At 60.0% G+C, this 12,080-nt stretch carries 13 protein-coding genes and 1 tRNA gene; 4 read left to right on the plus strand and 10 right to left on the minus strand.

Translation table 11 applies throughout. From position 1 onward, the window contains the following. Positions 1-41 precede the first annotated feature (41 nt). Complete coding sequence (locus BS629_RS29785) at positions 42-1,574, plus strand: acyl-CoA carboxylase subunit beta (RefSeq protein WP_018242147.1); 1,533 nt, start codon at positions 42-44, stop codon at positions 1,572-1,574. Positions 1,575-1,713: 139 nt separating this feature from the next. Continuing rightward, a complete protein-coding gene (locus BS629_RS29790) occupies positions 1,714-2,106 on the plus strand; it encodes a DoxX family protein (RefSeq protein WP_018242146.1) in 393 nt (130 codons plus the stop codon). Between the two features lie 42 nt (positions 2,107-2,148). Here BS629_RS29790 and sugE read toward each other — a convergent pair whose 3' ends face one another. The 8 genes from sugE to BS629_RS29830 form a co-directional block, all read right to left on the minus strand. Then, positions 2,149-2,463 (minus strand): quaternary ammonium compound efflux SMR transporter SugE, encoded by a 315-nt coding sequence (gene sugE, locus BS629_RS29795; protein ID WP_018072208.1) that lies wholly within the window; start codon positions 2,461-2,463, stop codon positions 2,149-2,151. Positions 2,464-2,629: 166 nt separating this feature from the next. Further along, positions 2,630-3,097: a YaiI/YqxD family protein gene (locus BS629_RS29800; protein WP_018242145.1), complete on the minus strand. Its 468-nt coding sequence runs from the start codon at positions 3,095-3,097 to the stop codon at positions 2,630-2,632. Positions 3,098-3,140: 43 nt separating this feature from the next. Then, the gene (locus tag BS629_RS29805) at positions 3,141-3,539 is read right to left on the minus strand and encodes a hypothetical protein (RefSeq protein ID WP_018242144.1); all 399 of its coding nucleotides are present in this window, start codon (positions 3,537-3,539) and stop codon (positions 3,141-3,143) included. A 151-nt stretch (positions 3,540-3,690) separates the two neighbouring features. Next, positions 3,691-4,818 (minus strand): S-(hydroxymethyl)glutathione dehydrogenase/class III alcohol dehydrogenase, encoded by a 1,128-nt coding sequence (locus BS629_RS29810; protein WP_018242143.1) that lies wholly within the window; start codon positions 4,816-4,818, stop codon positions 3,691-3,693. 99 nt (positions 4,819-4,917) lie between these two features. Then, complete coding sequence (locus BS629_RS29815) at positions 4,918-6,939, minus strand: acetyl-CoA carboxylase biotin carboxylase subunit (protein WP_018242142.1); 2,022 nt, start codon at positions 6,937-6,939, stop codon at positions 4,918-4,920. A gap of 75 nt (positions 6,940-7,014) precedes the next feature. Further along, on the minus strand, positions 7,015-7,719 hold the full coding sequence (locus BS629_RS29820; protein WP_018242141.1) for a hypothetical protein: 705 nt from the start codon (positions 7,717-7,719) through the stop codon (positions 7,015-7,017). Between the two features lie 97 nt (positions 7,720-7,816). After that, complete coding sequence (locus BS629_RS29825) at positions 7,817-8,767, minus strand: DMT family transporter (protein ID WP_018242140.1); 951 nt, start codon at positions 8,765-8,767, stop codon at positions 7,817-7,819. A 97-nt stretch (positions 8,768-8,864) separates the two neighbouring features. Further along, positions 8,865-8,949, minus strand: a tRNA-Leu gene (locus tag BS629_RS29830). Positions 8,950-9,131: 182 nt separating this feature from the next. Between BS629_RS29830 and lipB the strand changes: the two genes are divergently transcribed. Beyond that, positions 9,132-9,851, plus strand: a complete 720-nt coding sequence (lipB, locus tag BS629_RS29835; protein ID WP_018242139.1) for a lipoyl(octanoyl) transferase LipB — start codon at positions 9,132-9,134, stop codon at positions 9,849-9,851. Positions 9,852-10,157: 306 nt separating this feature from the next. Beyond that, positions 10,158-10,802 (plus strand): methyltransferase family protein, encoded by a 645-nt coding sequence (locus BS629_RS29840; protein WP_018242138.1) that lies wholly within the window; start codon positions 10,158-10,160, stop codon positions 10,800-10,802. Between the two features lie 61 nt (positions 10,803-10,863). Here BS629_RS29840 and BS629_RS29845 read toward each other — a convergent pair whose 3' ends face one another. Beyond that, positions 10,864-11,229 carry a hypothetical protein gene (locus BS629_RS29845; RefSeq protein ID WP_018242137.1) on the minus strand — a complete coding sequence of 122 codons (366 nt, stop codon included), beginning with the start codon at positions 11,227-11,229 and terminating at the stop codon, positions 10,864-10,866. Positions 11,230-11,550: 321 nt separating this feature from the next. Then, on the minus strand, positions 11,551-12,060 hold the full coding sequence (locus tag BS629_RS29850; protein WP_018242136.1) for a BON domain-containing protein: 510 nt from the start codon (positions 12,058-12,060) through the stop codon (positions 11,551-11,553). Between the last annotated feature and the right edge of the window lie 20 nt (positions 12,061-12,080).

Here is a 12,080-nt window from a genome sequence, read left to right on the forward strand (position 1 = left end):
CCAACCGCCGGATTGCCGCCCGCAGCGGCGAGGGAGATCGCATGAAGGAAATTCTCGAGGAACTGGAACGGCGCCGCGGCATTGCCCGCCTTGGCGGCGGCGAAGCACGCATCGACGCCCAACACAAACGCGGCAAGCTGACGGCGCGCGAGCGTATCGACCTCTTCCTCGATGAGGGCTCCTTCGAGGAATTCGACATGTTTGTCGAACATCGCTCCACCGATTTCGGCATGGATAAGAGCCGGATTGCCGGCGACGGCGTCGTCACCGGCTGGGGCACGGTCAATGGCCGCACGGTGTTCGTCTTCGCCAAGGACTTCACCGTCTTCGGCGGCTCGCTATCGGAAGCGCATGCCGAGAAGATCATGAAGGTGCAGGACATGGCGCTGAAGAACCGCGCGCCGATTGTCGGTATCTATGATGCGGGCGGCGCCCGTATCCAGGAGGGCGTGGCGGCTCTCGGCGGTTATGCCGAGGTATTCCAGCGCAATGTGCTCGCCTCCGGCGTCATTCCGCAGATCTCGGTGATCATGGGTCCCTGCGCCGGCGGCGACGTTTATTCGCCTGCGATGACAGATTTCATTTTCATGGTGCGTGATACCTCCTACATGTTCGTCACCGGTCCCGATGTGGTGAAAACCGTGACCAACGAGACGGTGACGGCCGAAGAACTCGGCGGCGCCGTGGTGCATACGGTGCGCTCGTCGATTGCCGATGGCGCCTATGACAATGATGTCGAAACGCTCTTGCAGGTACGCCGGCTGATCGATTTCCTGCCGCTTTCAAATACCGCGCCGCTGCCCGAGATCGAATGTTACCAGTCGGTGACAGAGGTCGACACCTCGCTTGACACGCTGGTGCCGGCGAGTTCCAACAAGCCTTACGACATCAAGGAACTGATCCGGAAGGTGGCGGACGAGGGGGATTTCTTCGAGATCCAGGCAAGTTTTGCCGGAAATATCGTCTGCGGCTTCGGCCGCGTCGAAGGCTCCACCGTCGGTTTCGTCGCCAACCAGCCGATGGTGCTGGCCGGCGTGCTCGACAGTGACGCATCGCGCAAGGCGGCCCGTTTCGTGCGCTTCTGCGACTGCTTCAACATTCCGATCGTCACCTTCGTCGACGTGCCGGGTTTCCTGCCGGGTACGGCGCAGGAATATGGCGGCCTCATCAAACACGGCGCCAAGCTGCTCTTTGCCTACGCCGAGGCGACGGTGCCGAAGCTCACCGTCATCACCCGCAAGGCTTTCGGCGGCGCCTATGACGTGATGGCGTCGAAGCATCTGCGCGGTGATCTCAACTATGCCTGGCCGACGGCGCAGATCGCCGTGATGGGCGCCAAGGGCGCCGTCGAGATCATCTTCCGCAAGGATATCGCCGATCCCGAAAAGATCGCCGCCCATACGAAAATGTATGAGGACCGGTTCCTCTCGCCCTTCGTTGCCGCCGAGCGTGGTTATGTCGACGAGGTGATCATGCCGCATTCCACCCGGCGGCGGCTGGCGCGCGGGCTGAAGATGCTGCGCAACAAGGATCTCGCCAATCCCTGGAAGAAACACGACAACATCCCGCTTTGACGTTTTCCGCCGAACAAAGCTGCGCGATCGGGTGTTTACCCGCTGTCGAAAAAGTGAACGGCCGTCAGCGATCCGTGTGTTCAATCCTTGCGAGGGACAGGCTAACGCTCGGCTCTTATTGTTTTAATGGAGAGGTTTAATGTCAACTTTCGAGCGTCTTTCTGCCTATCGCCCCTATGGGCTGGCCGCTCTCAGAATCATCACCGCGCTGCTGTTCATCGAACACGGCACGATGAAGCTTTTCGCTTTCCCGGCTGCGCAGATGGCCGGCCCGCTGCCGCCGCTGATGCTTTTCGCCGCCCTTCTTGAGCTTATCGGCGGTATCCTCATTCTCGTCGGCCTGCTGACGCGCCCTGTCGCCTTCCTCCTCGCCGGTGAAATGGCCGTCGCCTATTTCATGGCGCATGCTCCGAACAGCTTCTTCCCGGCCGTCAACCAGGGCGACGCCGCGATCCTGTTCTGCTTCGTCTTCCTCTACCTGTTCTTCTCCGGTCCCGGCGCTTTTGCCGTCGATAACCGCAAGACAGCCTGAACGATAGACTGAGGGGCGTCGCGACGCCCCTCAACCTTCACATCAGGCAGTAAGCTTGAGACCGGCGATGCCCGCGACGATTAGCGTGATGCAGGCAAGACGGGAGACACTTGCCTCATCGCCGAGCAGCCAGATGCCGAGAAATACGGTGCCGACCGTGCCGATGCCGGTCCAGACCGCATAGGCGGTGCCGATCGGCAGGTGCTTCACCGCCAGGCCGAGCAGCACGATGCTCACCACCATGGATATGACGGTCAGCGCCGTCGGCAGCGGCCGCGTGAAACCATCGGTATATTTAAGGCCGATTGCCCAGCCACATTCAAAAAGACCGGCGAGAAAAAGCAGAAACCAGGCCATGCGACTCTCCTTGTTCAAGAGCGAGGCCGTCCCCGCGACAGTTGCATCCTGGAGGATGCCGCAGTCGTCTGCGATAACGCCTATATGCGTGAGGCGGCGGCGGTGTTCAAGGTCGGAATCGGCACGGCTGCCATGCCACCCGTTTCTCGCGGGCTTGGGAGCCGGATCAGGATTGCCCGCCAGCCTCGGCGGAAAGGCTCTTGGCGCGGCGGCAGAGGCGATCGAAGGTTTCGAGGAAGCGTGAACGGTCTTTCGGGCTGAAGGCGGCGTTGTAGCCCTTGCTCTCGCCGGTTTCACGCAAGTGCGCGCCGAGATCGCGCATGGCGCTCGCCATGCCGATATTGGTCTCGTCGAAGACGCGCCCTGTGGGTCCGCTGACGAAGGCGCTAGCGGCGACACAGCGTACGGCAAGCGGCACATCGGCGGTGACGACAACATCGCCCGCACCGGCTCGTTCGGCGATCCAGTTGTCGGCGGCGTCAAAGGCGTTGGAGACGATGACGTTGTGGATCATCGGATCGCGCGAGGGGCGCAGGCCGGAATTGGCAACGAAGGTGACTTCGAGGCCGAGACGTTCGGCCACCTTCAGGATTTCCGGCTTCACCGGGCAGGCATCGGCGTCGACATAGATCAAAGGCTGTTTACCTCATTCAATGCCGACGCCTGATACGCGCGGATTACTCGCGAGTCCAGATTTCGCTCGCAACCTTTTCTGAGCCGCCATAGGTCCAGACACCCTGCCAGCTGCCGTCCGGCTGCTCGAAATACATGGCGATGCCGAAATTCTCCTTGGAGACGTAGCCGACGGAGATCGCCGTATCCTCGTCGCTTGCCGGACCCATTTCGAAACGATCGCCGCTGAATTTTGCGCCGAGGCCGGTGCCGATCGACTCGTTCTTGCCGATCATCCAGTCGACGATATAGGTCTCGCCGTTGCGAAGCACCTTGACGGTGCCCTGATATTTGCTGCCGTCCTCGCTGGTGCCAGCGACCTTGTAGGAACCTGTGGGGTCCGCAAATGCAATGGCGGGCAGTAACACAAATGCACAGGCCGAAATAATAGTCCGAAAAATCATAGGGCCTCCCTTTTGGCGAAGCACGATTGCCAAGCACCGAAGCGGTAACATGAAAGGGCTTCACACTTGGTGAAGCCCTCTGCAGATCAGGCCCGTTATTTTTGGGGTATCGAGCGGTTTTACTTCAAGCCCGCAGTCTTTGTGTCATGCATTAGTACACCACTACGCCGCGGATGCTTTTGCCTGAATGCATCAGCTCGAAGCCCTTGTTGATCTCCTCGAGCGGCATGGTGTGGGTGATCATCGGATCGATCTGGATCTTGCCCTGCATGTACCATTCGACGATCTTCGGCACGTCGGTGCGGCCGCGCGCGCCGCCGAAAGCGGTGCCCATCCAGTTGCGGCCGGTGACCAGCTGGAACGGACGGGTGGAGATTTCCTGGCCGGCACCGGCAACGCCGATGATAACCGACTTGCCCCAGCCGCGGTGGCTGGCTTCCAGGGCCTGGCGCATCACCTTGGTGTTGCCGGTGCAGTCGAAGGTGTAGTCGGCGCCACCGATCAGGTCGCCGTTGCGTTTGGTCAGGTTGACGAGGTAGGGCACGATGTCGTCGCCGACCTCCTTCGGATTGACGAAGTGGGTCATGCCGAACTTTTCGCCCCAGGCCTTGCGGTCAGGGTTGATATCGACGCCGATGATCATGTCGGCACCGGCAAGACGCAGGCCCTGAAGCACGTTGAGACCGATGCCGCCGAGACCGAAGACGATCGCCGTGGCGCCGATCTCCACCTTGGCGGTATTGATGACCGCACCGATGCCGGTGGTGACGCCGCAGCCGATGTAGCAGATCTTGTCGAACGGCGCGTCGGGATTGACCTTGGCAAGGGCGATCTCCGGCAGCACGGTGAAGTTCGAAAAAGTCGAGCACCCCATATAGTGGTGGATCTTGTCCTTGCCGATCGAGAAGCGGCTCGTTCCATCCGGCATCAGCCCCTGGCCCTGGGTAGCGCGGATCGAGGTGCAGAGATTGGTCTTGCGGGAAAGGCAGGAATAGCATTCGCGGCATTCCGGGGTGTAGAGCGGAATAACGTGGTCGCCCTTCTTGACCGAGGTGACGCCGGGACCGACATCGACGACGATGCCGGCGCCCTCATGGCCGAGGATGGCCGGAAACAGGCCTTCCGGATCGGCGCCCGACAGGGTGAAATCGTCGGTGTGGCAAATGCCCGTCGCCTTGACCTCGACCAGCACTTCGCCGGCCCGCGGTCCTTCCAGCTGCACGGTCATCACTTCCAGCGGTTTTCCTGCCTGAACGGCAACGGCGGCGCGAACGTCCATCTTGATATCTCCCTGTCGATTTTTGTTGGTTCCCAGCTGATTTATTGGGCTGAGCTTGGCATGGTCGGCGAACTCGGCTCAAGCGACGGTCTTTTCCTCTCAGGCGAATTCCATGATGACGGCATCGACGGCCAGGCTTTCGCCGGCCGCGGCATTGATCTTCGAGATGACGAGATCGCGGTCGGCGCGCAGCACGTTTTCCATCTTCATAGCTTCGACGATCGCAAGCGTCTCACCGGCCTTGACCTCCTGGCCCTCGGCAACCGCGATGGCGACGACGAGGCCAGGCATCGGGCAGAGCAGGAGCTTGGAGGTATCGGGCGGCAGTTTCACCGGCATCAGCCTGTCGAGCTCGGCATGACGCGGCGAAAAGACCTTGGTAATCACTGAAAGCCCCTGCCAGTCGATACGCAACCCGTTCAGAACGGGGCGAATCTGCGCGGTGATGTCGCGACCGCCGACCTTGCCGCTCCAGACGGGATCCCCCGGTCTCCAATCGGTGACAACACTCTTGCTCTGGCCCTCTATCGCCCCCTCGATCGCGATGTCCATATCGAAGGGGATGGTGACGAGCCCATCGAGCAATCTTGCAGCGACGTGGTTGTCGCCGATCTTGACCACCCATTCCTCGCGCAGCGCGCCCGATGCGGCGCGCAGACGATCGGCGAAACGTTCGCGGCGGTTTGTCTCGATCAGCGAGGCGGAGAGGGCGATGCCGGCAAGCACGGCTTCTTCCGCCGGGTCCGGTTTCATCGGCGCAAAACCATCGGGATATTCCTCGGCAATGAAGCCTGTGGACAGCCGGCCCTCGCGCCAGCGCGGATGTTTCATCAGCGCCGACAGGAAAGGCACATTGTGCTCGATGCCATCGACGACGAAGCCGTCGAGCGCCCGGCCCATGGCGTCGATCGCCTCGGGCCGGGTCGGCGCCCAGGTGCAGAGCTTGGCGATCATCGGATCGTAGTACATCGAAATCTCGGCACCCTCGAAGACGCCGGTATCGTTGCGGATAACGACATTGCCGGTCCTGCCTTCCGCCGGCGGGCGGTAGCGCATCAGGCGGCCGATCGAGGGCAGAAAGTTGCGGTAGGGATCTTCGGCATAGAGCCGGCTCTCGATCGCCCAGCCGTCGAGCCTGATGTCCTCCTGAGCAAAGGGAAGGGGCTCTCCGGCTGCCACCCGGATCATCTGCTCAACGAGATCGATGCCGGTGATGAGTTCGGTCACCGGATGCTCGACCTGCAGGCGGGTGTTCATTTCAAGGAAATAGAAATTGCGGTCGCGGTCGACGATGAACTCGACGGTGCCGGCGCTCTGGTAATCGACGGCCTTCGCCAACGCCACCGACTGTTCGCCCATGGCCTTGCGGGTGGCTTCATCGAGGAAGGGCGAGGGCGCCTCTTCCGCGACCTTCTGGTTCCGCCGCTGGATCGAGCATTCGCGCTCGCCGAGATAGACGACGTTGCCATGCGCGTCGGCCAGCACCTGGATCTCGATATGGCGCGGCTCGACGACGAACTTCTCGATGAAGACGCGGTCGTCGCCGAAGGAGCTTTTTGCCTCCGAGCGGGCGCGCTCGAAGCCGTCGCCCACATCACCCTTGTTCCAGGCGATGCGCATGCCCTTGCCGCCGCCACCGGCCGACGCCTTGATCATGACGGGATAGCCGATCTCGCCAGCGATCACTACCGCATGGGCGGCATCTTCGATGATGCCGAGATGGCCGGGCACGGTGGAGACACCGGCGGCATTGGCGAATTTCTTCGATTCGATCTTATCGCCCATCGCCATGATGGCCTTCGGCTTCGGACCGATGAAGATGATGCCCTGTTTTTCCAATTCAGCGCAGAAGGAGGCGCGTTCGGAGAGGAAGCCGTAACCGGGGTGGACGGCCTCGGCCCCCGTCGCCTTGCAGGCGGCGATGATCTTTTCGGCGACGAGATAACTCTCCGACGCCGCGGCCGGGCCGATATGCACAGCCTCGTCGGCCATTTCGACATGCAGCGCGTCCCGATCCGCATCCGAATAGACCGCGACGGTCAGAATCCCCATGCGGCGCGCAGTCTTGATCACGCGGCAGGCGATTTCGCCGCGATTCGCGATCAGGATTTTCTTGAACATGGAGACTCCACCCAGAAATGCATCCCGGAGTTTTACGCACAAAACACCGGAACGCACAATCAGGCTTGCGGAGCGTCAGGCGACGGCAGCTTCGGAGACAGGTTCCTCGTCGACGATGCGCAGCCAGCGGCTGCGACGCGGCTCGGCATAATCGCGCAGCTCGACGGCAGCCATGATCCCCGCCCAGTGCGGATGATTGGCGCCGGACAGCGTTGCCTGCTCGATCTGCTGGAGAACGCCGTATTCGACCGACGAGACGGGGATGATGCCGCCTTCGGCGACGCTTCTGAAGATGCGCATTGCGTAGTCGACGTCCTGGCGCGTGATGCCCCGGCGATCGATGGCGCGCGACAGCTTGTAGCCACCGATATTGTCGGTGATCGCCAGACGAAGCTGATCGAGGGCAAGCGCTCTCAACTCAACTGGGACATCGGTCGAAATCTCCATAACGTGGAGAATGAGCTCGAGCTCGAGCGCCGAGTTGACGACACCATCGGTCGTGAACATGCGCATGATCCAGGCGACGTTGATTTCATCCAGCGAGCCCTGCGGATAGGTGTAATGGACGATGAAACCGGCGAGCTGCTCCACGAAGAAAGCGTTCCAGTCGGCACATTTTTCAGGGCAGGAATTGTTGAGCGCCAACATCGCCACGACGTCGTCGGATGTCCGGATACCCTCCGGAAAACTATGTTTGCGCAGCAGTACTATATCTTCGGCCGTCAGCCGATGCTTGCCGGCCACGACACAGGCCGGAAAAGCGAGACGAAATTCGCTCATGTTTTAACTCCAGGCTTCATCATGAAACCGGAGACAGTTTTAGCGCCTGCGAATTGACGATCCCTCAAGAAGAGGAGTTAATCTGATATTCCCGAGGTCAGGAAGATTTTAACGTTTGCGCCTGCAGCCGCTCGCGCCAGATGATGAAAAGGCCTGATGCAACGATGATGAAGATGCCGATCCATTTGGAAAAGCTGGGGAAATCGTTGAACAACGCATAGCCGAGAACGGTCGCCGAGATAATCTCGAAGTACTGGAACGGCGCAAGCAGCGACAGCGGAGCGAGGCGGAAAGCCCGGACCACGAGCATATGCGCATATCCCGAGATCGAGCCGAGGGCGAGAAGCAGGATAAGGCCGAGACCGGAGGAGGGCAGAGAGACGGCAAAATCGGCATTGCCGAAACTGTTTCCGACGAAAAGCGCAGCCGCCATGAAGATCGTTCCGCCGATGCCGGCCATCGTCTGCATGGTCAGCGGCGAATCGGCCTCGCCAATGGCGCGGTTGAGGAAGAGATAGAGCGAGAACAGAAAGGCGCAGGCGACCGGGAGCAGCGCCTTCAGCCCAAAGATCTCGTAGCTTGGCTGAATGACGATCATTGCGCCGCCGAAGCCGACGATGATCGCCATCCAGCGCCGCCAGCCGACCTTGTCGCCGAGAAACAATGCCGACATCGCGGTCAGCATGAAGGGCTCGACGAAATAGATGGCGAAGACATCGGCGAGCGGCATGTATTTGACGGCGACGAAGAAAAGCAGGCTCGCAGCGCCATGCAGCACGCCGCGCAGCAGATTCATCCATGGCCGTTTGGCCGAAAGCGCCTTAAGCCCGAAGAGGGCGAAAAGAATCGGCAGGGTACAGGCGATCTGAAAGAAGAATCGGTAGAAGGTCACCTGGCCCGGCGACATCGCCTCGAAGGTCGCCATGTATTTGGCGATCGCATCCATGGTCGGCAGGATGAGCATGGCGCCGGACATGATGGCCATGCCCTGCAGGGAATTTTGATGGGGCTCTGACATGGCTGCTGATTCTTGCGACGATGACGCCATCAATCACGGGAAAGCCAGGCAATCAAGCCAAGCAACCGCAAATAGCTTCGAGGTGAAATCGAAATCATCGCTTAGAGAGCGTTTCCCTGAAGGGAAATGGTGCGGTCGAGAAGACTCGAACTTCCACGGGTTGCCCCACAGCGACCTCAACGCTGCGCGTCTACCAATTCCGCCACGACCGCATCGTGGTAGGTGCCGATTTGCGTCGGCGGGGCAGCATGTAGCAAAAGCATCTGGGGTGCACAAGGGCGATATGACAGTTTTTTTGAAAACCGCTCACAGCATTTGAATTGGCCCCGAAACAGGTCCATATAGCTGTCCTGCCGCCCCTTTTTCGCAGGCATTTCGGGGAGAGCGGCAAGGAATGACCATGCTTCGCACCGATCTCGAATTCTCTATGCTTCCCCGACTCGGAACCCGGCCGGTACGCTGGCGCATCGCCGATGGCCTCGTTCCCTATGAGGAGGCGGTGGAGACGATGGAGCGCGAGGTGGCGGTGATATCAGATGGCGGCGATGAACTCGTCTGGCTCGTCGAACATCCGCCGCTCTATACTGCCGGCACCAGCGCCAATGCGAGGGACCTCGTCCAGCCGAACCGGTTTCCGGTCTTTGCGACAGGGCGTGGCGGTGAATATACCTATCATGGACCCGGCCAGCGCGTCGCCTATGTCATGCTTGATCTGAAAAGGCGGCGCCAGGACGTGCGCGCCTTTGTCGCCGCCCTTGAAGATGTCGTCATCCGCACGCTCGACATGATGAATGTCCGCGGTGAGCGACGTGAAGATCGCGTCGGCGTCTGGGTGCGCCGGCCGGAAAAGCCGTTGCTGGCCGATGGGACGATGGCCGAGGACAAGATCGCCGCTCTCGGCATAAGGCTGCGGAAATGGGTGACCTTCCACGGACTGTCGCTCAACGTCGATCCGGATCTTGATCATTTCGGCGGCATCGTGCCCTGCGGGATATCAGCCTATGGCGTGACCAGCCTCGTCGATCTTGGCCTGCCTGTGATGATGGCTGATGTCGATATCCGGCTGCGCACCGCCTTTGAGGCGGTTTTCGGCGAAACGACCGGCGAAACCTGACTGATCATGGCGACCGGGGCAATTTGTATCAGAAAGAAGGGCTGGTTTCGGTCTTTTCTTAAGTGAAACAATGCTTCGTGGCAGATTTGGCGGTCGCGCAGCGTTGAGGTCGCTGTGGAAGAATCCGCGGAAGTTCGAGTCTTCTCGACCCACCATTTTCCTTCGGCGAAACGCTCGCCGGGCGCATTCTGCCGTCAGACTCGGCAATCGCTTCACTGTCAGATCTGAGCCAACGTTTTAACCTATAATTAGCGATTGAAAATATATACGAGATCACAGCTGTGTGAATATGGAAGTCCGAGGACAATGAGAAAAAAAGCAGCGGCAAGCTGGTCATTCCTCGATGTGTATTTCGCTCTCGATATTATCGAGAAGGTTCTCATCGGCTATTTCTTCGTCGGGATTGTCATGCGTGTCCTGCCGCAGATGCAGGACAATCGGGCGATCATCGATTGCCTGCTGATCGTTTCGGAGGGAGCTGCCGCCTTCCTCATCCTGACCCGCCGGACGACGAGAAATGCGTCGCTGCGCCTCTCTGATTGGGCGGTCACCGCCATCGGGACGATCTTCCCGCTGCTTGCCGCGCCCTCCGCGACACAGCCGCTAGCGCCGCTCGCGTTCTGCGGGACGGCGATGGCACTCGGTTTTGTCCTGCAGATATCGGCAAAGCTGACATTGCTGCGAAGCTTCGGCCTGGTGCCGGCCAATCGCGGCGTCAAGATCGGCGGGCCTTACAAATTTGTCCGCCATCCGATGTATGCGGGTTATCTGATGACACACATCGGCTTCTTCCTGGTCCATCCGAGCCTTTGGAATTTTGCCATCTATGCGACGGCCCTGACCGCCCAATGTTTCCGCTTGTTGGCGGAGGAGCGTCTGCTCAAGCAGGATCCTGCCTACGAGGCCTTCATGGCCACGACCCGTTACCGGCTCGTTCCATTCGTATTCTAAGACGACATAAAGATGGATTGAAAAAGAGAAGGGCCGGTTTCCGGCCCTTTCTTTTATCGGATCAATGGGTTGCGCGGCATGCTTCAGTGCGGGAAGCGCCGCTGTCGGCACCCTTGGTATGGGAGCCCTTCGGGCCGATCATGCTATGGCATGGGGGCAGCGGCGTGATGCTGGCCGTTGCGGTCTTGTCGACGGCAGGGGCTGCCATGGCGCTCGGTGCGAAGCCGTCGCTGTCATTGGTGTAGTCGCTGGAATAGGACGGAGCCTTGCGGCTGCTGTAGTGCACTGGGGCCGGCTTCGAGGTGGGGCTCGGCGCGAAGCCGTCGCTGTCGTTGGTGTAGTCGTCGGAATAGGTCGGCTGGGCGAAGGCAGCGCCTGCAAGGCTGACGGCGAACAGGGACGCGGCAAGGGCAAATTTGATGCGCATGGGTTTATCTCCTCAATCTGCTGTTGAATTCCACAACATAAACTAACCCTCGGCACACACGAGTTCGCGCCCCAATTCAGGCAATTTTGTGATAATATGGCGACGCACCCGCGACCTTTTGTCCAAATGAAATCACAGTGTTGTCAACGAAATTGACCTTCGCGTGACAGAAGCCGCCTAACAAAAATAGGCGATTGGTGTCACGAATAAGACAGCTGGTGCTGCAATCTTAAATTGTTAACTTTTGGTAATATTGGGAAAGATCACCAACGGCAGACGGCAGCCCGCCTTCGGTTGGTGATCTGCGCCTTGGGCGTGAACTCAGTCCTCGTTCGGGATATGCGCATCGACACCGGTCAGCTGCAGTTTGTTGCGGACGTGACGGACGCCATCGACCGAAAGCGCGCCGAGTTCGACCTTGCGAGCGATGCCGATTGTCTCCACCGACCCTTCCAGGGTGACGACGTGACCATCTGCATGAACCTCGATGCTGTCGATGTCGACCTCAGGAATGTTTTCGAGATTGTCGTTCACCCGCGCTTCGAGATCGTCGCTTTCATCGCGGTCGATCGTATCGGCGCGCAGGGAATCCTTCAGGCGATTCTCGTTGCCGTCCTCATCCGTGCCATCGACCCGGAAGCCCTTGTTGGGATCGCTGTCGAAATTGGCTGCGGTCTCGCCATAAGGGCGGTTGGCGGGGTCGGCGCCGCTGCCGTCGGCATAGGGCCAGCCGTCGTCGAGATTGCGCTCTTCGAGGTCGCGATAATCTTCCTCCCGGGAAAGCTCAGGCTTTTCCCGGGAAATCGGGGGCTTGTCACCGATTCTTGCCATTGCAGTCGCTCCTTGTTTCT

Origin of the sequence: Rhizobium leguminosarum bv. viciae USDA 2370 (assembly GCF_002008365.1) — a bacterium.
Lineage (GTDB): Bacteria > Pseudomonadota > Alphaproteobacteria > Rhizobiales > Rhizobiaceae > Rhizobium > Rhizobium leguminosarum.